The sequence below is a fragment of the Candidatus Babeliales bacterium genome (genome assembly GCA_040879965.1).
Classification (GTDB): Bacteria; Babelota; Babeliae; order Babelales; family JACPOV01; genus JBBDJI01.
The window spans coordinates 1-23902 of sequence record JBBDJI010000007.1 but is presented as its reverse complement, the minus strand read 5'-3'; the positions used below and the strand labels follow the sequence as shown (position 1 = coordinate 23902).

General features: G+C 31.6%; 22 protein-coding genes. 8 read left to right on the top strand and 14 right to left on the bottom strand.

All coding sequences use genetic code 11. The features are described from left to right. Window positions 1-11: 11 nt before the first annotated feature. Window positions 12-2486 (bottom strand): ribonucleoside-diphosphate reductase subunit alpha, encoded by a 2475-nt coding sequence (locus tag WDZ41_00650; GenBank protein ID MEX0939851.1) that lies wholly within the window; start codon window positions 2484-2486, stop codon window positions 12-14. Window positions 2487-2922: 436 nt separating this feature from the next. Here WDZ41_00650 and WDZ41_00645 point away from each other — a divergent pair, with 436 nt between their 5' ends. Further along, window positions 2923-4032 carry a thioredoxin domain-containing protein gene (locus WDZ41_00645; GenBank protein MEX0939850.1) on the top strand — a complete coding sequence of 370 codons (1110 nt, stop codon included), beginning with the start codon at window positions 2923-2925 and terminating at the stop codon, window positions 4030-4032. Window positions 4033-4079: 47 nt separating this feature from the next. Here the strand turns inward: WDZ41_00645 and WDZ41_00640 are convergent, their stop codons facing one another. The 7 genes from WDZ41_00640 to WDZ41_00610 form a co-directional block, all read right to left on the bottom strand. Next, window positions 4080-5336 (bottom strand): hypothetical protein, encoded by a 1257-nt coding sequence (locus WDZ41_00640; protein ID MEX0939849.1) that lies wholly within the window; start codon window positions 5334-5336, stop codon window positions 4080-4082. A gap of 176 nt (window positions 5337-5512) precedes the next feature. Next, window positions 5513-6880 carry a family 1 glycosylhydrolase gene (locus tag WDZ41_00635; protein MEX0939848.1) on the bottom strand — a complete coding sequence of 456 codons (1368 nt, stop codon included), beginning with the start codon at window positions 6878-6880 and terminating at the stop codon, window positions 5513-5515. A gap of 116 nt (window positions 6881-6996) precedes the next feature. Beyond that, the gene (locus WDZ41_00630; GenBank protein MEX0939847.1) at window positions 6997-8970 is read right to left on the bottom strand and encodes a sodium-translocating pyrophosphatase; all 1974 of its coding nucleotides are present in this window, start codon (window positions 8968-8970) and stop codon (window positions 6997-6999) included. A gap of 157 nt (window positions 8971-9127) precedes the next feature. Then, entirely contained in the window at window positions 9128-10114 is a 987-nt protein-coding gene (locus WDZ41_00625; GenBank protein ID MEX0939846.1) for a hypothetical protein, read from the bottom strand. 33 nt (window positions 10115-10147) lie between these two features. Beyond that, the gene (locus WDZ41_00620) at window positions 10148-11071 is read right to left on the bottom strand and encodes a hypothetical protein (protein ID MEX0939845.1); all 924 of its coding nucleotides are present in this window, start codon (window positions 11069-11071) and stop codon (window positions 10148-10150) included. Between the two features lie 143 nt (window positions 11072-11214). Continuing rightward, window positions 11215-12621 carry a UDP-N-acetylmuramoyl-L-alanyl-D-glutamate--2,6-diaminopimelate ligase gene (locus WDZ41_00615; GenBank protein MEX0939844.1) on the bottom strand — a complete coding sequence of 469 codons (1407 nt, stop codon included), beginning with the start codon at window positions 12619-12621 and terminating at the stop codon, window positions 11215-11217. Between the two features lie 12 nt (window positions 12622-12633). Next, window positions 12634-13953: an amino acid carrier protein gene (locus WDZ41_00610; protein ID MEX0939843.1), complete on the bottom strand. Its 1320-nt coding sequence runs from the start codon at window positions 13951-13953 to the stop codon at window positions 12634-12636. A 101-nt stretch (window positions 13954-14054) separates the two neighbouring features. On the opposite strand from WDZ41_00610, the gene ruvX reads away from it, so the two are divergent. The 5 genes from ruvX to WDZ41_00585 all read left to right on the top strand — a co-directional run bounded on the left by ruvX (window position 14055) and on the right by WDZ41_00585 (window position 18348). Continuing rightward, complete coding sequence (gene ruvX / locus WDZ41_00605; protein MEX0939842.1) at window positions 14055-14504, top strand: Holliday junction resolvase RuvX; 450 nt, start codon at window positions 14055-14057, stop codon at window positions 14502-14504. A 496-nt stretch (window positions 14505-15000) separates the two neighbouring features. Continuing rightward, window positions 15001-15681: a tRNA (adenosine(37)-N6)-threonylcarbamoyltransferase complex dimerization subunit type 1 TsaB gene (gene tsaB, locus WDZ41_00600; protein MEX0939841.1), complete on the top strand. Its 681-nt coding sequence runs from the start codon at window positions 15001-15003 to the stop codon at window positions 15679-15681. Window positions 15682-15702: 21 nt separating this feature from the next. Beyond that, window positions 15703-16122 (top strand): hypothetical protein, encoded by a 420-nt coding sequence (locus tag WDZ41_00595; GenBank protein MEX0939840.1) that lies wholly within the window; start codon window positions 15703-15705, stop codon window positions 16120-16122. Window positions 16123-16139: 17 nt separating this feature from the next. Continuing rightward, complete coding sequence (locus tag WDZ41_00590) at window positions 16140-16823, top strand: DUF2608 domain-containing protein (GenBank protein ID MEX0939839.1); 684 nt, start codon at window positions 16140-16142, stop codon at window positions 16821-16823. Between the two features lie 148 nt (window positions 16824-16971). Beyond that, on the top strand, window positions 16972-18348 hold the full coding sequence (locus WDZ41_00585; protein ID MEX0939838.1) for an FAD-binding oxidoreductase: 1377 nt from the start codon (window positions 16972-16974) through the stop codon (window positions 18346-18348). On the opposite strand, the gene WDZ41_00580 is transcribed toward WDZ41_00585, so the two are convergent. Next, window positions 18345-19112 carry an RsmE family RNA methyltransferase gene (locus WDZ41_00580; protein ID MEX0939837.1) on the bottom strand — a complete coding sequence of 256 codons (768 nt, stop codon included), beginning with the start codon at window positions 19110-19112 and terminating at the stop codon, window positions 18345-18347. The genes WDZ41_00585 and WDZ41_00580 overlap by 4 nt on opposite strands. A 6-nt stretch (window positions 19113-19118) precedes the next feature. Beyond that, a complete protein-coding gene (locus WDZ41_00575) occupies window positions 19119-19790 on the bottom strand; it encodes a hypothetical protein (protein ID MEX0939836.1) in 672 nt (223 codons plus the stop codon). 87 nt (window positions 19791-19877) lie between these two features. Here WDZ41_00575 and gpmI point away from each other — a divergent pair, with 87 nt between their 5' ends. Further along, on the top strand, window positions 19878-21416 hold the full coding sequence (gpmI, locus tag WDZ41_00570) for a 2,3-bisphosphoglycerate-independent phosphoglycerate mutase (protein ID MEX0939835.1): 1539 nt from the start codon (window positions 19878-19880) through the stop codon (window positions 21414-21416). Beyond that, complete coding sequence (locus tag WDZ41_00565; protein ID MEX0939834.1) at window positions 21409-21615, top strand: hypothetical protein; 207 nt, start codon at window positions 21409-21411, stop codon at window positions 21613-21615. The genes gpmI and WDZ41_00565 overlap by 8 nt, the downstream gene beginning before the upstream one ends. A gap of 12 nt (window positions 21616-21627) precedes the next feature. On the opposite strand, the gene WDZ41_00560 is transcribed toward WDZ41_00565, so the two are convergent. From WDZ41_00560 to WDZ41_00545, 4 genes are all read right to left on the bottom strand, one after another. Continuing rightward, window positions 21628-22347 (bottom strand): hypothetical protein, encoded by a 720-nt coding sequence (locus WDZ41_00560; protein ID MEX0939833.1) that lies wholly within the window; start codon window positions 22345-22347, stop codon window positions 21628-21630. Between the two features lie 46 nt (window positions 22348-22393). Then, entirely contained in the window at window positions 22394-22960 is a 567-nt protein-coding gene (locus WDZ41_00555; protein MEX0939832.1) for a GNAT family N-acetyltransferase, read from the bottom strand. Beyond that, window positions 22953-23690, bottom strand: a complete 738-nt coding sequence (gene truA, locus WDZ41_00550; GenBank protein ID MEX0939831.1) for a tRNA pseudouridine(38-40) synthase TruA — start codon at window positions 23688-23690, stop codon at window positions 22953-22955. Before truA ends, WDZ41_00555 begins: the two co-directional genes overlap by 8 nt. After that, window positions 23691-23902: translational GTPase TypA (locus WDZ41_00545; GenBank protein MEX0939830.1), on the bottom strand; the 212-nt coding region annotated here is incomplete at its 5' end.

Below are 23902 nucleotides of genomic sequence, written 5' to 3'. Positions count from 1 at the left end.
CCTGCATTAATTTATTGACAAGATTCGCATTCATTATCCATTAGATTACATGCTGCATCACGCATATAAATCATTGGTTCTTCTTCTTTTGGTAATATATCAGATTCTTTTGCATTGCTGTATTCACGTTTTTGAGTAAATCCATATTTTGCTGCATCTAAAGTTGATTTCTCAATTTGTGTTGCTCCTAATGTACGCAAATAATAGCAAGTTTTATTGCCAAGTTCCCATGCAGACATAAAAATATCATCTAATAATTTCCCCGAAACACCCTTCATAAATATATTATGTGATTGACTTTGATCAATCCATTTACCGCGGGTTGCCGTCATTTTGAGTAACCATATTTGATCAATCTCAAAAGCTCCTTTATATTTTTCTTTCAAATTCTGCGGAATTTCTTTAATATTCTCTAGTTCACCATCATAGTATTTAAGCTGCTCAAGCATTGATGTATTCCAAAGATTTAATTTTTTTAAATCATGAATTAAATAACGGTTAATAACGGTAAATTCACCCGCAATATTAGATTTTACATATAAGTTTCTATACATAGGCTCAATACTTGGAAAACAGCCGGCAATATTAGCAATGGTAGCTGTAGGCGCAATCGCCATCACATTAGAATTACGCATACCCCATTTTTTTACATGTTCACGAACTGGCTTCCAATCTAAGCTTGAATTTCGTGAAATATTAATTTTCATGCCACGTTCTTTTTCTAAAAGATCGAGCGTATCAATAGGGAATATATTACGATCCCATTTAGAGCCTTTATAGCTTTGATATGCACCACGTTCTTCTGCTAATCTTGAAGAAGCAAAAATTGCATGATATGAATAGGTTTCAGCAATATAATCAGCAAATTCTAACGCCTTTGGTGAATTAAAAGGAATATCTAATTTAAATAACGCATCTTGAAAGCCCATCATGCCAAGACCAATAGGACGGTGTCTTATATTTGCATTAGAAGCTTCTTTAGTTGGATAAAAATTTAAATCAATTACATTATCAAGCATACGCATCGCGGTATTAATTGTCGCACTAAGTAATGTAGTATTCAACTTATCATCCGCAACATGTTGTGCTAAGTTTACTGAACCTAAATTGCAGACTGCAGTTTCATCCGCTGAAGTATTTAACGTAATTTCGGTACATAAATTTGAACTATGTACCACGCCAACATGATCTTGTGGAGAACGTACATTGCATGGATCTTTAAAGGTAATCCATGGATGACCAGTTTCAAATAAGCGACTCAATATTTTCCGCCATAATTTTTTAGCTGATAATACTTTATAATATTGCATTTTCCCTTCACGAACCATAGCCTCATATTCTTCATATCTTTTTTCAAAGGCTGCACCATATAAATCATGCAAATCTGAAACTTCATGAGGAGAAAAAAGCATCCATTCGCCATCTTGTTTTACGCGCTTCATAAATAAATCTGGTATCCATGCCGCGGTATTCATATCATGTGCACGACGTCGTTCATCACCAGTATTTCTACGCAAATCACAAAAATCTTCAAAATCAATGTGCCAAGCTTCTAGATATACACAAGTACCACCACGCCGAATACCACTGCGCGTAATAGCAACTACTACATCATTTACAATTTTTAAATAAGGAATTACTCCTTGACTTGTGGCATGAATACTTTTGATAAAGGCACCAGTCCCTCGAATATTTGTCCAATCATTACCAATTCCTCCAGCCCATTTTGCTAATTGCGCATTATCACCTACTACTTTGAAAATATGACCAAGATCATCATTAACGGTAGAAAGGTAACAAGAACTTAATTGAGATACTTTATAGCCTGAATGGAACAAAGTCGGTGTGGAAGGAATATAGCGCAACGTAGATAATACCTCATAAAATTCTAATGCTCGCTCTTCTTTATTTTCTTCTTGCAATGCAAGGCCCATTGCGATACGCATCCAAAATGTTTGTGGATTTTCAATTTTACGTTTTTCTATTTTCAAAAAATAACGATCATATAATGTCTGTAAACCGAGATAGCTTAATAAATTATCTCGTTCAAGGCGCAGACCTTCTGCTAATTTTTCTAAATCAAACTCTAACAATGCAGAATTAAATACACCATGTTCTATGCCAAATTGAATACCACCAATAAATGCCTTGCGATAATTTTGCATAAATAATGCATCATTCGTAGTTTTTCCACATGTTTCACGATATGATTTTTGTAAAAGCAATCGCATGGCAATATCATTATAACCTGGATCAAATTCAATAAATGAAACGGCTGCTAATATCACTGCTTTTTCAAGTTCTTGTGTAGTTACACCATCATAAATATTTTTTATTACTTCTTTAAGAATCAAATCGATAGAAATATATTTTTCAAATCCAATTGCAGCACGTTTTATTGTATTGTGAATTTTTTGTTCATCAAATAATTCCACCGCCCCACCGCGTTTTTTGATATAAATACGTGCTTGTCCTAATATTTGCATATTTGTTTCCTCTTACTGCATTAATTAATTTTTTACTGACAAGAAAACTCTTTGAACGAACAATAAATTCACCTTCTTAAAATACTCCTTTTATTCATACTACTCCCTTTATTTTACCTACTGAAAATTAATTTAAATGAAAAAGCCCCCTCATGCAGCAATTGCAGCTTTTTAGTTTTCATAATAATTTTTTTTATTTTCAAACTGACAAATCAATGTTCTTATGTGCTAAACATACATTATCACCTTAAGTCCTTAGAAGCAAGGAAATTATCTATTTTTTTCGAGAAAACATATTCTAAAATTTTTAATAAAATAAGCTTGCTCAACTTTTCAAATTGAAAGAAAATCAGAAACATTCTTCTTGACATTCTTAAAGAGCGATATGTAAGATTTCATCAATAATTAAACCCCCCATTTCTCAAAGGAGATGCCCATGAAACAACGTAGAAATTATTCTTTATTGAGTATGAGTTTTCTCATGCTCAATCTGGTATTGTGTAATACTATATATTCACGAATGACCGAGATTAATAATACAAGCCATTTTAATCAAATGATGGCACAAAATAAACCAATGGTCGTTTATTTTTATGCTGATTGGTGTAGCGTATGCAAACGAGCAAAACCTAAAATAGAACAAATTTCCAATCAATATAGTAACATTGGATTCCTACAAGTAAATGAAGCAAATAATCGAGAATTAATAAATCAATATGGTGTAAATGCTTATCCAACTTTTATTTTTTTTGATGCAAATGGCATGGAAGTTGAGCGTCTCAAAGGAATAAATGAAGATAAATTACATATAAACATTAAAATGATTCAACAAAAACCAAAAATGCCAAAACCGGAGCCAATTAAAAAAATGGAACCGGCTGAGCCATTAAGAAAAATTGAAAATGAAAGACTCGCACAAAAAATGAAGCCGGTACCAACTCCTATGAAAGAACCTGCTGAACTGCTAAGAAAAATTGAAAAGAAAATGCCAACAAAAGTAAAACCGGTAGAAAAACCAAAGCCTATGCCAACTCCTGTAGAAAAACCAAAGCTCACACCAATGGAAAAACCAGCACCGGCAGGAGAAGTTATTGAATTGCAAAGCTCACAACATTTTGATGAATTACGCGCCAAAAAAAAACCAATAGTTTTAGATATTTATACCACTTGGTGCGGGCCCTGCAAAACAATGAAACCAATATTTAAACAATTAGCTCAAGAAAACTCTGAAGCAATTTTTATTGCTATTGATGCAGAAAAAATTGCTGGCGTATGTTCACAATATGGCATTAAGGGCTATCCAACCTTTATTTTCTTAGATGGCATGGGTAATGAAGTTGATCGGATTTCGGGTTCAAATTCAAAAATGTTGATGCAAAATAAAATTAGTAAAGCGACTGGTAAAAAAAGCAGTACTATGATTTTAGAAGAATATACTGAAACAGTCGGCGGCCCAGCAAGACCAGCTACAAAATCAATGGCAGCAGAACAACCGATGATGGAAAAAAATTCGATGAGAAGAAGAGCTAAAAGATATAGACGATAAAAAATAATAAAAAGGGACGCATTTTTGATATGCGTCCCTTTTATAAATTATTGCATAAGCTTATTCAAATCACTTAATGCATTGTTTATAGTTATAAGTTGCGTAGAAAGATCCATAAAATTTAATCCATATTTTTCTGCTTCTTCAAGAGAAATACGGATCATGCCAAGACAGCCATTTTCTTTTATACCCTTTTGTTTATCTTGTAACCACGCATCATAAATCTCTTTACTCCATTCATCACCAATAAAATATCTTATTTGACGATATTGCTTACCAAGCAATTGTTGCTCATCAGTACACTCATCACATTTTTCATTTATATCTTTTAATGTTTTTTGATTCCATTTTACACCTTCTCCAAAAAGTTGTTGGTAAACTTTGTCTTTTTGAATTTCAACTTTTTCCAAATAAGATAATTGATTATCTACATGTTCAAATAAAGAAACATCATCTATTGCAATTCTTTCAGTAACTTTGCTTACAGAATTCTTCACTTCATTTAATTTTTTTATTTTTTGACTTATTATTTCTTTATATTTTGCTGTCTCTTCTGAGATATTTGAATAAAGATTTTTTATTTGATTAAATAATGCATTTAACGTTTTTTCAAGTCCATCTAACCCTGATTTTCCAGGCTTAACTTTTTTTCTCATTAATCTTTGTTCAATTTCATTAACTTCTTTATCAACAACTTGGATTAATGCTTTAAAATATGCTTCTACCTTTTCTTTTTCATCACGCCATCGTATTCTTTGTTTTGTACGATTTTTTTTTTGCTTTTTTCCTGTTGCTAACTTATTTAACCATTCTAGATTTTTTGACGGTTGCTCAGGGGAATCAACTTCTTTTTTTCCTTCTTTTTTTTCGTGATCGCTTTTTTCCTCAGTTGATAAACTATTCTCTACAGAATTGTTATTAAGATCTTTTTCTAAAACCGTATCACTAAGAGTGCTTGGAGAATCTTCTCTTTCTGATTTTTGACCATTATTTTGATCAAGTTTATTTTCTTCTCCACTGCTGCGATCTTTTTCGTCATCTTGAGGTATTCTGATCACATCTTGTTTTTGAACTGGCTTTCCCCAATATCTATATAATTTATAACCTGCTAAACAAAAAATACCGGTAACTGCTGCAGCACCTATGAGTTGTACGCCAGAAATGTTTTTTATTTTTTCTGAAAAAGAACTCGTTGCTTTTGTAAATAATGATCCAAAAGAAAATGCTTGCATTGTTTGATTTATATTAATCGAACTGAGTACAAAAATACTCAATAAAACTGTGAATAACTTATTTTTTTTCATTTTTGAAACCCCATTTGATCATAATATTAAACCGATAAATTCGGAAAAAAATCTTACTTCTAATTAAATGAATTATAGCACAAAATGCCAAATTGTCAATTTAGCCCTGGGTGAAAAATAAGAAAAAAAAGCTGATTTATTTAATTTTTAAATAATACTGATTTATTAGGCACCAACTATACCATATCTCTATAAATTTCAGCGCCTTTTCTCAGCGTTCGTTTTTGCGTAATAAAATCGACATCATACAAACCAAACTTCATAGAAAAGCCATCATTCCATTCAAAGTTATCCATAAGCGTCCAATAATAATAACCACGGACATCATAACCATCGGCAATAGCTTTTTGCACACTTGAAAGATATTCTCTGATGAAATTTTCTCGCAAACAATCTTTTGCATCAGCAACACCATTTTCAGTAATATAAATTGGCTTGCCTAAATCGGATAAATCTACAATAGCTTGATATAATGTTTCCGGGCTCATCGGATAATCCATATCGGTCATTTGCTGATGAGGATAACAAGTAGGCCCTGGTCCAAAAACAACCTTTGAATAAAAATTCATACCAATAAAATCATATGAATTCGGCGCATCTGGGTTATATAATTTAACAGTAGTTAATCCAGGAATACGATATTCAAACTCACCAGTTTTTAAAAATTTCTTAGTAACATTGTGCGCAAACACTTTATTTAAAAATTGCGCCAACGGGAATCCCGTATATTTACGCATTAGACCAATTAACCAATTTGTTGCAAAAACAGGATTAAATGTCTCTGCTTGCAATACTTGATGAATAATACCAATTTGTGCTTGATTACCATTGGGCATCTTTTTTAATGCACAATAGGTTTCTACATGCGCATTTAATAAATTGCATAACACCTGCGCTGACTTAGTAAATCTTAAACATTTGCCTGGTGGATGAATACCAAGCACATAGCCACATGCTGCTACAACGGTTGGCTCATTAATAGTACCCCAAAACTTAACTTTTTTCCCTAATCTCTCAAAAACTTTTTGGCAGTATCTCACAAATAATGCAATATTTTCTTCACTTTCAAACCCACCCATTTTTTCAAACCACAATGGATGCACAAAATGATACAAGGTAATCATAGGCGTAATATTGTTTTTGATAAGCTCATCAACATACCGCTCATAAAAATCTAATACTTCATCATTAAAAACGCCCTGAATTGGCTCAACCTCTGGCCATTCAATTGAAAAACGAAAAGCATTACAACCAAGTTCTTTTATTAATTTGATATCATCAAAAGCAAGATCCCAAAAACCTGCTGCTCTACCAACTTTTTCATCATTTTTAATTGCAGGACCACAAAGTTGTTTTGCATTCGCATACACAAATGCATTTTCAAAATTACTCCAATTACTTTCACCAATTAAATGGCCACCATTTTGATAGACTGAAATACCAGTTCCTTTATGGAACCCCGCAGGAAACTTTATAGAATTAGTAAATGCATTAACAAATAAAGATATAACAAATAGAAATAAAATTGAACGATTAATTTGCATAATAGAATACCCCCAAACAATACAATTATAAAAAAAGCTTAACAAATCCGTAAAATTAAGCAATAAAAAAGGAGGACTGCGAAATCTGTCCTCCTAATATTTTTTTTCTTATTATTTTATTTTGCTACTAGTAACAATGAAACGATAGACATAAGTTTAATAAGAATATTTAATGCGGGTCCTGAGGTATCTTTAAATGGATCACCAACTGTGTCACCGATAACGGCTGCTTTATGTGCATCTGATCCTTTACCGCCGAAATGCCCTGCTTCAATATATTTTTTTGCATTATCCCAAGCGCCGCCGCCATTAGCCATCATGAGCGCGAGTAATACACCTACCAATGTTGCACCAACAAGCAACCCACCAACTGCGGTCTTACCAAGAAAATGATACGTCACTACTGGTAATGAAATAGTCAAAATACCAGGTAAAATCATTTCTCTTAATGAAGCTTTAGTACTAATCGCAATGCACCGTTTATAATCTGGTTCGGCTTGTCCTTCCATAAGCCCTGGAATTTCTTTAAATTGACGACGCACTTCCATCACCATTTGTAATGCTGCTTGCCCGACTGAACGCATAGTTAATGCGGAAATAATAAATGGTATAGTACCACCAATAAACATACCAGAGAGCACAAAAGGATCAAGAATATTAAGCACTGAAATACCAGCTTGCTCTGCATAAGCATTAAATAATGCAAGTGCGGTCAGTAATGCAGAACCAATAGCAAAACCTTTACCCATTGCTGCCGTGGTATTTCCTAATGCATCAAGTTTATCAGTAATTGCACGAACTTCTGGGCCAAAGCCAGCCATTTCAGCTATGCCACCGGCGTTATCTGCAATAGGACCATATGCATCAACGGTCATGGTGATACCAACAGTAGAAAGCATAGAAACTGCCGCAATTGCAACACCAAATAAACCGCCACCAATTGCATAAGCAATTAAGATAACCGCAACTAAAACCAAAACTGGTAATGCGGTGGATTCCATACCAACTGATAATCCATAAATAAGATTAGTTGCTGCGCCAGAGCGTGAGCTTTCAGCAATATTTTCTACTGGTTTGCCGCCCGTATAATATTCAGTAATTAAACCAATAATCATACCGGAAATACATCCTAAAACAACGGAAACAAATAGATGGAAATATAGGCCCATTATAAATAAGTACAATGCAACAACCGTTAAAAATACGCCTATCGCAATATAAGTTGCATTGCGTAACATTGCTGCAGGACCTGCCTTAATAAAATTATTAGCTACTAAACCTATTATTGAACTGCAAAGACCAATTGCTGCTAGCATGAGTGGTAATATTTGATATGAAAAACTATTATACATTGTAGATGAGGAAGCAAGAATAATAGTAGAAATCATGGCACCTATATATGATTCATAAATATCGGCCCCCATACCTGCCGTATCACCAACACAGTCACCAACATTATCGGCAATAACTGCGGGATTACGCGGATCATCTTCTGGAATGCCGGCTTCTACTTTGCCAACTAAATCAGCACCAACGTCAGCAGATTTAGTATAAATACCACCACCAACACGAGCAAAAAATGCTACTAAACTGGCCCCTAAACCAAAAGCAGTTAATAATTGAATAAAATCTTTATGATCAGCATAAAAATAAAACAATGTTCCTAATCCGAGTAATCCAAAACTTGCAACGGCAAAGCCCATTACACCACCACCAAAAAATGCTACTAAAAATGCATCGTGCTCTCCGCGTAATTTTGCCGCCATAGTAGTGCGCACATTCGCACTTGTTGCAGCACGCATACCAATAAAGCCGGTCACTAATGAAAATATTGAACCAGTAATAAAAATACTTGCTGCCAGCCAAGACATATATAAACCGATCAAGACGGCAATACCAATTACCACTATTGCGATAATTTTATATTCTTCTTTTAAAAAAGTCATCGCACCTTCACGAATTGCAGAAGCTATATGTTCTGCTTTTTCATTATCAACAACAATATCGGTAATTTTTTTGAATAAAAAACTTAGTACCGTGAGACCTAAAAAGGTGGTAACTAAAATAAAGATGTAGTATTCCAACATCATGAAAAACTCCTTGTGCAATAAATAAAACTTTTTTCAATATCCTAGAGTGAATTATGTGTTTTGTAAAGGGAAAAACAATTGAAATAAAGAATTAATTAAACAAATGAAAAATACCAAACTACAAAAATATTTTTTATGTATTTCCTTAGTTGTTTATTTACCACTTAACCCTTGTAGTACTTTGCAAATTCTTGCATACACCTTTTTTATAAAATAAATACGCAAGTTTATTAGCCCATTTTTCTAGATCAATCAATTCGATTTCATCGTTCTGGTATCTTATACCAAGTTTAGAACCTTGCTTATTGAAATCTATAGCCGCAAATTGTTTCTTATGGGTATACCAATCATCTATACGGTAATTATTATCCACCGCTTTTACTGGTAATTCTTTGATTATTTTAAAAGCACCAATTTGATCCAAAACATACACTTGGTGATTATTGGCAAGTGCTATTTTATTTGCATTGTCAGTTATGGCACATAAACGAAAAAAATTATTTAATTTATCTTTAGATCCATGCGAATAACCTTTATTGATACCTTCAATTATGACATCTTTTGTTTGCGCAGTAATGATTAATGGATACATTTTTTGCGGCCATGTCATACACTTATATTTACCCGATTGTATATCAATAAGATATAACCCTTCTTGATCTTGTATCATATAACACGATAAAAAACTCTGAATACCAATTAATGAATGGAAATTGCGCGAAACGGCAAAGTAAAAAAATTCTTTTGTGTCATCTCGAGCCCTCGTTGATATTGAATGTGCACTTGATTTGGGCAAAATATCATTTGAACACTTAATAGTTATGCCTGTTTTTTTGAATGATGATAGCCAATTGGCCCATGAATTTTCAGCTTTTTCTTTTTCTTGAATTTCTAATGTTCCATCTTTTGTTAATGAAACCGTATGTTTTTCTCCTGATAACTCTTTCAATTCAGGATTTTTTCCTTTCATAAATTGTATAAAATCTTCATCTAATTCAAAAAAACCCAAATATGAAGCGATATGATTTTGTATGTCGATTGGCAAATGTGTTAAATAATTAATCTCACTCAATGGATCAATTTCCATTGAAAATGCAGGTTGATTAAATAGAAAAATGAAAAAGATTGCAAGTAATTTACTCATCTCTACCCTTCATTATAATTTTTTCTTGCTTGCTTACCCAATTAAATTTTTGCAGATACCTCTTTTATAAAAATACTCTTCTAAGGTTTTCGCTTCTTTTCTTATTCTAATTAATTTAACTTTTTTATCATTAAAAATAAACGCCAACTGTGTTCCTTGTCCATTAAAATGCATAGAATCGAAATCACTTTTTACAGATCGTGCCACTAAATAGAGTCGAAGTGGATTTGTATTATTTGTTTTCAGTATTTTTTCTGAGTAAATATTATTTGTTTTTAAATTAATAAAAAAAATAGTATCGTTATCAAGAAATGCTACTATTTCACCTTCATTATCAATAGTTACTGCATGAAAAAACTTAGTTACATCACATACTAAATCGTCATTTTTTGAATAGATAAACGCTTGCTCGTAATTATTTTTAAGATAATCTTCAAGCTCGCTTGATTTTATTGTAACTTTTCTTTTCAATAAATTATTAAATAAATAAAATTTTTTTTGCTCTTTTTTTAAATCAATTATATAGAAGCCCAATTGATCATATTCATTTGGTGCATAGCGATAACTCTTAATAATACTTTTAATTGCAATAATTTTCGTAAAATCTCGTGATATACCATAGTGCATAACACCTTCAATAATTGGTTTTTTTTGAGAATCGCAAAGAATTTCTTTTTCTAATGATAAAATTTTATATGTTTTATTTTTAATTTCATCATGTACTAGTAATCCAAAATTATACCCTTTCTCTATTGAAAGTTTTTTACGTGAACGTTCACTTTCTGTTGTTAAATATTTTTTAAAAGATTCTTCACTTTCATTCAAGTATGAAAAAATATGATTACCAATATCAGGAGGAAGCTTCAAAAGATAACTATTTTCATTAGATTCCATTGCATTCAACAAAACAACATTTAGGAAAGATAATAAAAAATACACTATTCTTTTGTTTACCATAAGTACCCAATCTTAAAATACAATTAAAAATTACAATGCTTAAAATGAAGCAAAAGTATACTTGATTTGAATAAAATTGAAAATAAAGTTTTTTATTTATGCTTAAATATAAGTACTTTTTTGGTTTTTTTTAATTAGATTTTTTAAAGACTATGTACTATTTCTCGTTCACTAAAAAATAATTTTTTCCCGTTAATCAATTGATATTCATCAGTGCCTTTACCAAGCAATACAATAATTGAATGTGCTTTAGAATGTTGATATGCCATTCTGATAGCTTGTTCCCGATCTATTTGGCATATAATATTATTTTTATAATTGTCAGCAATACCGAATAAAATATCATTGATAATATCTTGTGGATTTTCTGTACGCGGGTCATCAGAAGTTAATATAACTAAATCTGCATATTCACTGGCAATTTTGCCCATTAAAGGTCTTTTGCTTTTATCACGCTCACCGCCAGCACCAAAAACTACAATTAAATGTTGAGTCATTGAACGAAGTTCGCAAAGCACTGCTTGGTATGATGAGGGATTATGCGCTTTATCAATAAAACATTGTGCGCCATTTGATAATATATATTGTTCTAAACGTCCTGGCACACCGCTAAATGTTGTTAATCCTTGTTTAATAACATCATCTGATAGATTTAATGCTTGAGCAAATGCAATAACACCAAATATATTATAAGCATTAAATTTTCCAAGCAATGTTGGACATTTAAAAACACTATCATTAATTTTTACTATTATACCTTCATTTTGCTCAAAATACCATTGTGCTTTTGTATTAACCTCAGTATTTTCAAAACCAAAAGATTGCACACTCTCATTTAAAAGCATTACTTTTTTACACCATTCATCATCCCCATTTATCAAAATTGGTGCATTTTTTTTAGCTTGTAAAAAAAGTTTACATTTTGCACTGAAATATTCTTCTAATGATTGGTAAAATTCTAAATGTTCTAATGAAAAATTAGTAAATAATATACCATCAAATATAATGTCATAAACTCGATCTAAACTTATTGCTTGTGCAGCAACTTCCATTACCACAATCTCTATGTTTTCTTTGACACATTGATCAAAAAAAACATGTAAAAAATCAGGATGAGGTGTCGTCAAATTCGTATGCAAAATCGTGTCATTAATTTTATTATAAATGCTACTTATTAATGCAGTTCTATATCCAGCAGTACGAAATACATGTTCGAGTAAAAAACTGGTAGTTGTTTTACCTTTTGTGCCAGTAATGCCAATAATTCTTAATTTTTTAGCAGGATAAAATAATGCCTGCGCACTCAGCTCAGCAAGTGCCTGCCGTGTATTAGATACCTTAATGAGCAATGCACTATGCTCACAAACTAATTGTAAAATTTCAGTAGATAAATATGCTGTTTGTTCAACTACAATTTTTTTTGCACCTTTTTTTAACGCTAAAGGAATAAAAGAAATACCATCAGAGCGCATTCCTTTTATAGCAACAAATGTAGATTCAAATCCAATATTATCAGTATGACAAGCAACCGGATATATTGCAGGCAACATAATAACTCACTTTTAAGCTGTTTTTAAAAGTTCTCTGCGTACCGTTGGCAAAAGCCAAGCAATACCAAATAAGTTAACTATTAATAAACCGGCATTTGCTAAATCTGCAGCATTCCATACCGCTTCCACTTGCGCTAAAGCACCTAAAAAAGTAACAGTACAAAATAAAATTTTAAAAACAATTTCAAATTTACCATTTGTTAAAAATAACCAGCAGGAGCGTGCAATATAACCATAAGTAACAAGAACACCCATACCAAAACTTACTGATAATAACGTAACAACCCAGCCACCAAAAGCACCGAAAACCGTCTCATAAGCTGAAATAGTTAAATCAAGACTCGTTTGTCCATTATCCCATACTCCACTTACAATTATCATTAATGCAACCATAAAACAAACTAGATTCGCACTAATAAAAACACTTACCATAGACATAATGCCATTATTTTTAGGATCAGTTGCACCAGTTCCACCAAATAAAACAGCTGCTGTGCCAAGACCCGCCTCAGTGGCATTTACTGAACGCACAATCCCATAACGCAATGCATGTTGTACCAAAAATCCGCTCACTCCACCTGCTAATGCTTTTGGATAAAAAGCACCAATAAAAATAAGTTTAATGGCATGCAATAATGATGGTGCATGATAAATTAAAACAATCAAGGCAGAAATAAAAAATAATCCAACTTTAATTGGTACAATTTTTTCAGAAACTTGTACTATTCGTTTTGCACCGCCGGCCATAACATAAGCTATAAAAAGCAATAAAAAAATTGCAACAACAAGAGGCTCCGTATTTAAAATACGTCCAAAGCCAATACGAATAGAATTCGCTTGCATTGCATTCCCACTTGATAACCCTAAAAACAATAAGAAAAATGCAAAAAAATATGAAAGTACTTTACCACCAGGTACTCGTTGCAAATAAATCATCGGACCACCAATGGTATTACCTGCTTCAGTTAATGGCTTAAAAAAAGTTGATAAAAATACTTCTGCATAACGAATTGACATACTAAGAATACCAAAAACAAAAATCCAGAATGCCGCACCAGGGCCGCCTTGATAGATAGCAGTTGCGATACCGGCAATACTACCATTACCAATACTAGTACTAAGAGCATTTACTAAAGCTTCAAAAGGTGTCATATCACCAATTGCAGCACCTTCACTTGGAAAAAGCATTAATTTCCATGCTTTAACAAATTGGGTAATTTGAACAAAATTTAAGGATACCGTAGCCACAATTGATACTCCTACTACAAAAATAAGAAGTGGCCATCCCCAAATTGCATGATTAATAGTCATGAAAATATCATTGAGTATCATTCTGAACCTTTTTGTTGAAAACTATTGGAAATATCTTATATACATTACTATATTTATGCTAAAATTATAATAATCTTAATCAATTTATTTAATGGATTTTTATGAATGCTTATAAAAGACCAAATCCGGATGTCGCAAGAATTTTATGTTTAGACCTTGGTGATGAATGGACTGGTGCCGCTTTATCTGATCCAGTCGGATTCACTGCAAAACCTTTTGCCACAGTACCAACTGGGCAATTAGAAGATTTTATTGTAAAGGCAATGCAACAAGAAAATGTGATGGAAGTTGTCATTGGTTATCCTATTACTTTGCGTGGTACTGAAAGCTTACAAACTAAAAAAGTAGTTAATAAAAAAGAAGAATTGGAAAAAGCATTTCCAACGGTTACTTTTCATTTATGGGATGAACGATTAACAAGTCAAAAAGCACAAATGCTCAAAAAAGCAAAAACAAAAGAAGAAAAACTACAAAGTCATTCAATTGCTGCTGCTTTTATTTTGCAATCTTATCTTGATTACTTATATCAAAAAAAATTAAGTGGTACTTAACAATTATAGTCAGTTGTATTGTGCGAAATTCTTTTAAAATCAACCTTATTTGGTTAGCCGTTTTTTAAAGTTTCTTGATTCTCATAAGAGAACGGTTAGTTAATGAAGAAAAAAACTTTAAAAAATACTCTTCATTCATTTTCAATTTTAAAAAATAAATATTTTTCTGGCGTAGGAAAATAAGAAGCTTGAGGAATAAGGCTTGTTATGCTCTTGTAAAGAAAAAAAGATCCTTTTGCCCTTCAATTTTGGTATGCTAGGATTGAAAGGTGTGTTTGTCTTGGACAACCTACCAAAAAAAAGGAGAGGCTATGAAGTGCAAAAAGTGCCAAGGACTTATGGTCCTACAGTCATTTTTTGATCATTTTTTAAATTTTGAGGCATGGAAATGCTTAAACTGTGGAAAGGTGATCCCAAAGAAGGAAAAAACTATAGAAAATGATGCATTTAGTATTTTTTATCAACAACAAAAGTGTAAAAATAGGAAATAATTGCAATGATTGATTTTTTGGCTATGCAAACCACCTATGATCATCTTGAAATAGGTTTAGTGCACGATACTGAAATTATAGATAACATTACAGAAGATAAAAAAAAGGCGAGTAGCCTAATAATTTTATGCATAGAAGAATTATTAAAAAAAAACAATCGATCTTTAGATGATCTTTCATTTATAGCTACTAATCAAGGCCCTGCACCATTTACCTCTTTACGTGTAGTTATTGCAACAGCAAATGGTTTAAGTTTTGCTTCTCAATTACCACTTGTTGGCGTTGATGGCTTGCTTGGATTGTTCGAAGAATATACAAGTAATGATTGGCCATATACCGTTGCTTTACTTAATGCTTTTAATAATGATATTTATTTTGGTATTCAGCAACCTCACAAACCAATTGAAACAGGCTATGAGAACATTGAAGTTTTTATTTCTAGATTAAGCGCCCAATTAGAGACAAATAAAATTCGCTTTATTGGAAATGGTGCCGCGCTTTTTAAAGATCATATTTATAAAGTATTTGAAGAACGTGCATTTTTTCCTGAACCATTACCTTTTTATGTTTCATTAAAGCAACTTGCACAACAAGCTTTTTATAAGTGGCAAGAAAAAAAAATATCTTATCAACTCTTGCCACTTTATTTAAAACAATTACGCTATAAAAAATCTATCAGCATTTGATGCCTAAGGAAATTTGGATTGATGTTTTTTTATTTTTTATTGTTATTAATTAATTTTACTTTTTTATCATCTGCCATGAATGTTCCTGCTGAAATAATGACCATTGATCCTGCCTTAAAACAACCTTCAACTATTGTTCTAAAAATTCCTCCTGCTTGCACAAGCTATAACTTTTTTGAAGACCTTGAAATGGAAAGTTCTTGTGGTAACTCAAAAACTTTAGAAATTGACTATGAATTACACCGAGCACTAGCTTTTGAAAACGAATTAAAAATAAACATTCCATTATCCATAGATGTTAATAGTGAATATTTCAATAAAGAAATTCAAAAACAAAAAAAATTATATATTATAAAACGCAAGTTATTAGGCAAAACAGCATGCTGTTCTCTTTCAGTATTATTTGTAATAGGTATGTCTGCTTTAACATGGCCATTTTAAAAGGAAAAAAATAAGTAATGAAAGACATTATTTCAACAAAATCTATTAAAGATGTATTAAATTATATTACTTCTCAAAAAGATTTTATTCTTTTTGATATTGATAAAACACTAATAGTACCAAAAGAAATTGAAAGTTTTGAATCAGTTATCGCCCAAAAACTTATCAATGAAGGTAATATTGATCTTCATACTCTTACAAGTGCACCAGAAAAAATTTTTGTTGAACTCCTAGAAACACAATCAATTTCAGTAAAACCGGTTGAACAAGAAACTCCTTTGGTTGTCCATGAAATTCAAAAACAAGGTAATCCTACCATAGCAATTACTTCTCGATTTCCTTCATTAGCGTCATATACTTTAGAACAATTACATTCCGTTGATATTAACTTCGCACAATCTCAACTCGCTCATGAGAATATTATTTTAAAAACAAATAATTGTTATTTTAAAGACGGTATTTTATTTTGTGGTATGCAAAATAATAAATCCAATTTATTGCTTGAATTACTTAATCAATCTTCTATAAAACCAACTAAAATAATTTATATTGATGATGAAATATTGCATCTTCTTTCTATGCAAAAAATGCTTATTTCTAGTGCTATAACATTTCAAGGCATTCATTATACGCGCATTCCCACTTCACCTGCAGAAAAACAATTAAAAGAATTATATCTTTCATTCATTAAAAATAATTAATTTATTTCTCCACAACAAATCCCAAATAGAAAATTTATAAAATTATTCTTTTACCCGTATTGCTTATGGATTTTGCTTTAGTATTAAAAAATGCTAAAATAAGCCCAAATAACCACATTATTTATTAATAAAGAATATGGAAATAAATATGAAAAAAATTTTGATTTTATTTTTTAGCATTATAAACCCGTTACTTAGTATAGAAGAAATTAAAGATCGCGCACAAAAAACAACGTATTATGTGCATGAAATTTGTAAACCAAAATCAGTTAATGAATTGCAAAAGTTTGTTTTAACCGCAAAAACACCGATTGCTATTGCTGGATCTCGCTTTAGTCAAGGAGGTCAAACCGTTTCTGATCGCGGAAGTGTCATTAATATGAAATACCTCAATCAGGTCATGGCACTTGATGTTGAAAAACAATCTATAACAGTGCAAGCCGGTATTACGTGGCGTGAAATTCAACAGTTTATTGATTCTTATGACTTATCAATTCTTGTAATGCAATCCTACAATGATTTTTCAGTAGGTGGTTCTTTGGCAGTCAATGCACATGGTAGAGAATTAAGTCATGGACAATTAATAGATACGGTACAATCACTCAAAATAATGCTAGCAGATGGCAATATTATTACCGCAAATCGCAATGAAAATTATGAATTATTTAGAGCAATTATTGGGAGTTATGGAAAATTAGGCATTATTATTGAAGCAACATTACAATTAACCAAAAATGAAAAGGTTGAACGTCATATACAATGGTTAAAAGCAAAAGATTATCCAACTTATTTTTTTGATTCAATTAAATCTGATCCAACCGCACTTTTACATAATGCAAATTTATATCCAAATGATTTTTCCCATGTATTATGTATTACTTGGCACGAAACAAACAAACCTTTGACCATTAATAAACACCTACAAACCAATCAGCCTTTTTATCCAAAAATGATATTTTTTGAGCAAATACTCCGTAGAATTTCTCATAGCAAAGCAATTCGGCCTTATTTTGAACGCTGGCAATTATCTTCTGCTGACGTAGTAATGCGTAATTACGAAATGAGCTATTCAGTAAATACACTCAGACAACCTATTCATTTCCCTACCGTATCTATTTTGCAAGAATATTTTATTCCAATCGAATGTTTTGATCAGTTTATTGAAGTTTTACAAAAATTAACAAAAGAATATAATATTAATATCATTAACGCATCCATTCGGCATATTCCAGCACAAACTGAGTCATTACTTACCTATGCACCAACCGATTCATTTGCATTCGTTTTATATATCAATAAATGGAATACTATTAATGGAACCCGTTATCAAGAAATATGGACTCGTGAGCTTATTGATGCTTCACTAAACTTAGGCGGTAAGTATTATTTACCCTATGAATTTTTAGCATCGAAAGAACAATTTAATCGGGCATATCCAAATATTGCATTATACAAAGAATTAACTCAGAAATATGATCCGGAAAATATATTTAATAATTTATTTTGGACTACTTACGGGTATTAATTTTTATTTAAAAATGATCTAAAAATACCAAGTGATAATGCAGCTGCTTGTTGTGCACGCAAAATAGTAGGGGTTAATGTACAAAACACTACCCTTTTTTCTTGCAACTGTTCTTTTTCATTATCAGTTAAATCGCCTTCTGGGCCAATCATCAAACCAATTGAGAAGTTTTTATTTGATGAAAATTTAATACTTTCAAGACAATGCAAGATATCTTTACCATTCATATCAAAAAAATATACTACATTAAATGAATCAAAAGTTGGAATTGCTTCTTGCAATAACTTGGGTTCATGTAAAATTGGAAAAGCAAAATTCTTAGATTGCTCTGCTGCGGCAATCATAATATTTTGTAATCGATCAAATTCTTTTTGATTTAATTTTCGTTGTACTTTTTGTGTATACAATAATTGAACTGTTGTTGCGCCACACTCTACCATGCTATATATCGTATGTTCGAGTGCATCTTTTTTTAATATGGGCAAAAAAAAGGTAATTGCTGGCTCAAGAATTTTATTTCGTTGTTTTTTTACTACAATAGCTTGTATCTGTTTCTTTTTTGGTTCAGCAATAATCAGCTCAAATTGCATATGTTGTTGACGATCAAATAACAAAAAAGTATCCTGGATCGTCAAACGAAGAATTCGCGTTATACGATGAAATAACAATTTATCATCAATAATTGCTTGTTGATTTTCTTTGTAAATACTTAATTGCTTCAAAAGAGCCGGCTCATAAAAAGCAAATTCATGCGCTTTTTGCATAGATCTTTATGCTCTTTTAAATCGTTTTGTTATATATTTTTTAACTGATGACCATTGGTTGGAAACATAGTCTTTAATTATAAGATATTTTAAAAAGAGTATTACACCAATTTGCCTCGCATAAATAACTGCATTCGATGGTTCTGATTTAGCGGCAAAAAATTCATTCATTTCTATTTCATCTTCTTGATCAAAGTAATCATCAAATTCATAAGAAGGAATATTTCTTTTTTGAATTGCTTTTTTTATACGATATTTTTCAACACTACATTCTTGTAAAAGCTCATTTAATACACACGTTCCTTCTATAAATTGCATAGGTGAATCGAACGTGATAGATATAGAATTATGGGGATCAAAAGGTGAAACATATTCTATATTATTTCCTTTAACTTGATGTCCTAAAATTGCATAACAACCAATATCTTCTGGCCGTGATAAGTCTTCCCATAATTCATTAACTTCATGCCAAAAAGAGGATAGATATGTATAACGATCTTGTGGAATATGAATCGAATTTTTAGAAATCTCATCACCAGGAATAATTATGACTACTTCTTGCTGATGTTCATCCTGTAATTTAATTACTAATGAATAATTATCTTTTAATGATGCTTGCATATCCGTATACAGATTATTTATTAATCCAAAAGCTAAAAAAAGATATATTTTTTTCATTATTATTAATCCTTATTTTACATTGTATTTAAAGAGTAGTTTTTGCCATGATGACACAGTATAACAACTTTTTATAAAGGGTAAACAATGCCAGATAAAATATCTAGCCCAATCGTACTTGTTATTTTGGATGGATTTGGTTATTCAGAAGAAAAAAAATATAATGCTATTGCGCAAGCTCGTAAGCCAAATATTGACTATTTTCTTAAACATTATCCTCATACTCTTCTTAAAGCCAGTGGAACTGCGGTAGGGCTTATGCCTAATCAAATTGGTAATTCAGAAGTAGGCCATTTAACTATTGGCAGTGGTCGTATCATAAAACAAGATGTAGTTCGTATTAATGAAGCAATTGAAAATGGCTCATTTTTTAATAATCCCGTATTGCTTCGCGTCCTAAAAAAAGTATCTAGTTCAGATAATCGCTTACATTTGATGGGTCTGATTTCTGATGGCGGTGTTCATAGTTATGAAAAACATACATTTGCACTCATTAAAGAAGCTCAACAACATAATATATCAAATCTTTTTATACACGCTTTTCTTGATGGACGAGATGTGCCACCGAAATCAGCGATTACTTATTTAAAAAAACTTGATGAGATATGCCGTGAATATCAATTAGGTATTATTGCAACGCTGCATGGTCGGCTTTATGCCATGGATCGTGATCATAATTGGGAGCGTACTGAAAAAAGCTACAATGTTTTAACTGAACCACAAAAACTATTGTTTAGCTCATGGCAAGAAGCTTTAGATTTCTATTATAAAGAAGGAATCACGGATGAATATATTCCACCAACGCAATTGCTACACAGCGGAATTATAAAAGATCATGATTCAGTTATTTTTTTTAATTTTAGGCCAGATCGGGCACGTCAATTGACCGCTGCCTTTACGGATTCTTCATTTGATAAATTTCCAAGAAAAAAAATTAATTTTACTGAATTTGTTACTATGACTGATTATAATCATCAAAAATATAAAACGTCAGTATTATTTTCCCGAAATGTTATTAATAATACCTTCAAAGAAATTTTAGAAAAAAATAATAAAACAATATTTAGCATCGCAGAAACTGAAAAATATGCCCATGTTACTTATTTTTTTAATGGCGGCAAAGAAGAAAAACTTCCACATGAAACTCGTGTTTTAATTCCTTCAATTGTAGTAAAAAATTATATTGATTTCCCCCAAATGTCTGCGCAAGAAATTACTAATACGGTATTACAATCACTTGAAAAAGATCCAAAAAATTTTTATTTGATAAATTATGCAAATCCAGATATGGTAGGTCATTCAGGGAGCTTGCAAGCAACAACACAAGCAATTGAATGCATTGATTATGAACTTGGACGTTTATATAAAGCCGTTGTACAAGATATGAATGGTGTGTTATATATAACGGCAGACCATGGAAACGCTGAGGATATGTTTGATGAAAAAAATATGCAACCAAAAACATCACACACGAATAATCCCGTATATTTTATTATGATAAAAAGAAATATAGAAAAAAGTTATTTGAAAAATTATCAACTTGAAGGGCTTTCTGATATTGCACCATTTATTCTTAAACAAATGAATTTACCAATAGCAAAAGAAATGAGAAGAAATAATGATTAAAAAATTTTTTATTATACTGTTAATAACCATTCTTTCAATCAATACTGTTTATAGCTTCCCACCGATATACATTTTTGCACCAAATCCTCCAGAACCTGGAGAAAAGCCTGAAAAAGAAGACAAGGAAGAAATTTTGGGCGATGTATTTGAGCCAGAAATTCTTGGTGATGACACTGAAGAAATTATGCAAGGTGACTAATTAATTTAATTATTACTCTTCCGCTTTTGATTTTTGCTTATATTTTTTCAATGTTTCCTGATTTGCCATTAAATACAAAAGATCTGAAAGCTGTGCTTGAGCTTTTTGACTTAACTTACTTCCTGAAATTAAATTATCAATCGATTGACCATTTTTATCAGAAATATTTTGATCTATTTCTTCATTATATTCCGTTAAAAGTGCTACTAAATTTTTTCGTGCATCAACATGCTTTTTATATGCATGCTCATATTTTATAAAAGTTGCGATACAATGTTTAACACCCGTAATCAATGGTGTATCACCATCTACCGGTTTATTTATATCTATCTTTTTCCCTTTCAGAATACCGTTTACTTTTTGCGAATCATGTTTTTTTATTGCTTTTACTAATGGCTTAGGAGAAACTTTATTTTCTTTACTTTTCTTTTCCTCTTCCACTAATGGGATCGAAAATAATAATTGTTGTTCTTTATTTTTATTAAAAAGCCCCGGCAAGTTTGAATCTGATAAAGACATTCGTTTGCCTTTATCTTTAGGATTTAATTTATGTTTTCTGCCAAATATTGCTGATTTTGTATGTGCCAATTTTTTCACTGGCTTTTCTACTTCATTAAGTATTACTTCTTGAGAAAAAGATAATTTTTTTTCAGATTCCATGCCAATTAAGATATTTGTTAAAATCAAGCCTAAAGACAATAATGTCATATTTTTTTGAAATTTGTTCATCATAACTTTCATTAAAATTAGTTAATTTATGGGAAAAATTGGCCTTAGTTTACACGATATAAGAAAAATATACAAATCCATTAGTACGATGAGTTTCTTTAAAACCAACTTTCTTGTAGACTTTTTGAGCTGGATAATTATTAGTACGAGTAACTAATGTTATTTCCGCACAGCCGCGCGCAATAAGATCATTGACTGCATATTGCAATAATTGTAAGCCATACCCTTTAGAACGGAATTCTTCACGTACCGCTAAAAAATGCAACATACATTTGAAAAAATTTATCTTATGATAGGCTACAAATCCAACTGGTTCATTGCCTTCATAAAGAACTTTAATAATCTCTTTGCCATGATCTTTGGAGCTATCTTGCGAAGATGCGCGATATTTGAGCATATATTCAGGAGAAAAGGTTGTGCCTTCTGCTACCAGCCAATGCCAATTTTTTTTGAATAAATCTAAAATAAATTCAGTATCGCGTGCTTCATCAAAATTAGAAATTTTAACTTGCGGCGTATAAAAATAAGAACTACCAAAAATTACGAGTACTGCTATTGCACTTGCAGTAAATAAACGAGTAATAATTCGATTTTTATTTATTTCTATATTATTCATAAATAATTTTATTTAACATTAAACCTTTTGCGTGCGCATTTGGCAATCGTTGATTTGGATCTCGTTCTTCTAAAACTTTTTGCAATAATGCAATAGGTAAATTTCGAGAAGCAACATCCATGCACGCGCCTACTATTCTACGTATCATAAATCTTAAAAAACTTTTTCCTCTAATTTCAACTCTATAGATATTCCATCGCTTAAAATACTGCAACGATATGCTATCAATCGTACGAATAGCATTCTTTTGTTCATTTCCGGTATAAAAAGAACGAAAATCATGTGTACCAGTAAATACCGTAAAAGTCTCTTTAAGTTTTTCAATATTTAATGCATAACGATAGTAAGAACCATACCGCTCTACAAAAGGCAATGGGCGTGCTGTAAAAAAATGATACCAATAAGTTTTTTGTTTTACATATGCTTGTGGATGGAAAAATGTTTCTGTTTTTTGCAACGAACGAATAACAATGCTATTCGGTAATAAATTATTCCATGCTACTTGCAATTGATAAGGAGATATTAGAATATTAGTGGAAAAGGAAGCAACTTGACCTAATGCATGAACACCTGCATCAGTACGAGAGGCACCGATTAACTTAATTGGTTTTCCGAATGTTTTTGCAAAAGTATTTTGCATGATATTCGCAATTGCCAACTTTTCTGGTTGGACTTGCCAACCAGCATAATCAGTGCCATCGTATGCAATAATTGCTTTATAATGGTTCATTTACTTTCTCAATGAAGCTTTCAATACCTTTTTTCTTAAACGAATAGTATTTGGCGTCACTTCAATTAATTCATCAGGCGCAATCCATTCCATACAGCGCTCAAGCTCCATTATTCGTGGTGGTTCTAATTTAATTTGATCATCTGAACCAGACGCACGCATATTAGTTAGCTTCTTTTGCTTACATGGATTTACTGACTTATCTCCTTCAC

What these genes read in the sequence shown, in the direction of transcription:
- tsaB (MEX0939841.1), top strand. Translation starts at nt 15,001, where the DNA reads ATGATTGATTTTTTGGCTATGCAAACCACCTATGATCATCTTGAAATA.
- WDZ41_00630 (MEX0939847.1), bottom strand. Translation starts at nt 8,970, where the DNA reads ATGATGTTGGAATACTACATCTTTATTTTAGTTACCACCTTTTTAGGT.
- WDZ41_00650 (MEX0939851.1), bottom strand. Translation starts at nt 2,486, where the DNA reads ATGCAAATATTAGGACAAGCACGTATTTATATCAAAAAACGCGGTGGG.
- truA (MEX0939831.1), bottom strand. Translation starts at nt 23,690, where the DNA reads ATGAACCATTATAAAGCAATTATTGCATACGATGGCACTGATTATGCT.
- WDZ41_00585 (MEX0939838.1), top strand. Translation starts at nt 16,972, where the DNA reads ATGAAAAAAATTTTGATTTTATTTTTTAGCATTATAAACCCGTTACTT.
- WDZ41_00595 (MEX0939840.1), top strand. Translation starts at nt 15,703, where the DNA reads ATGTTTTTTTATTTTTTATTGTTATTAATTAATTTTACTTTTTTATCA.
- gpmI (MEX0939835.1), top strand. Translation starts at nt 19,878, where the DNA reads ATGCCAGATAAAATATCTAGCCCAATCGTACTTGTTATTTTGGATGGA.
- WDZ41_00560 (MEX0939833.1), bottom strand. Translation starts at nt 22,347, where the DNA reads ATGATGAACAAATTTCAAAAAAATATGACATTATTGTCTTTAGGCTTG.
- WDZ41_00625 (MEX0939846.1), bottom strand. Translation starts at nt 10,114, where the DNA reads ATGAGTAAATTACTTGCAATCTTTTTCATTTTTCTATTTAATCAACCT.
- WDZ41_00610 (MEX0939843.1), bottom strand. Translation starts at nt 13,953, where the DNA reads ATGATACTCAATGATATTTTCATGACTATTAATCATGCAATTTGGGGA.
- WDZ41_00575 (MEX0939836.1), bottom strand. Translation starts at nt 19,790, where the DNA reads ATGAAAAAAATATATCTTTTTTTAGCTTTTGGATTAATAAATAATCTG.
- WDZ41_00580 (MEX0939837.1), bottom strand. Translation starts at nt 19,112, where the DNA reads ATGCAAAAAGCGCATGAATTTGCTTTTTATGAGCCGGCTCTTTTGAAG.
- WDZ41_00645 (MEX0939850.1), top strand. Translation starts at nt 2,923, where the DNA reads ATGAAACAACGTAGAAATTATTCTTTATTGAGTATGAGTTTTCTCATG.
- WDZ41_00635 (MEX0939848.1), bottom strand. Translation starts at nt 6,880, where the DNA reads ATGCAAATTAATCGTTCAATTTTATTTCTATTTGTTATATCTTTATTT.
- WDZ41_00620 (MEX0939845.1), bottom strand. Translation starts at nt 11,071, where the DNA reads ATGGTAAACAAAAGAATAGTGTATTTTTTATTATCTTTCCTAAATGTT.
- WDZ41_00565 (MEX0939834.1), top strand. Translation starts at nt 21,409, where the DNA reads ATGATTAAAAAATTTTTTATTATACTGTTAATAACCATTCTTTCAATC.
- ruvX (MEX0939842.1), top strand. Translation starts at nt 14,055, where the DNA reads ATGAATGCTTATAAAAGACCAAATCCGGATGTCGCAAGAATTTTATGT.
- WDZ41_00640 (MEX0939849.1), bottom strand. Translation starts at nt 5,336, where the DNA reads ATGAAAAAAAATAAGTTATTCACAGTTTTATTGAGTATTTTTGTACTC.
- WDZ41_00555 (MEX0939832.1), bottom strand. Translation starts at nt 22,960, where the DNA reads ATGAATAATATAGAAATAAATAAAAATCGAATTATTACTCGTTTATTT.
- WDZ41_00590 (MEX0939839.1), top strand. Translation starts at nt 16,140, where the DNA reads ATGAAAGACATTATTTCAACAAAATCTATTAAAGATGTATTAAATTAT.
- WDZ41_00615 (MEX0939844.1), bottom strand. Translation starts at nt 12,621, where the DNA reads ATGTTGCCTGCAATATATCCGGTTGCTTGTCATACTGATAATATTGGA.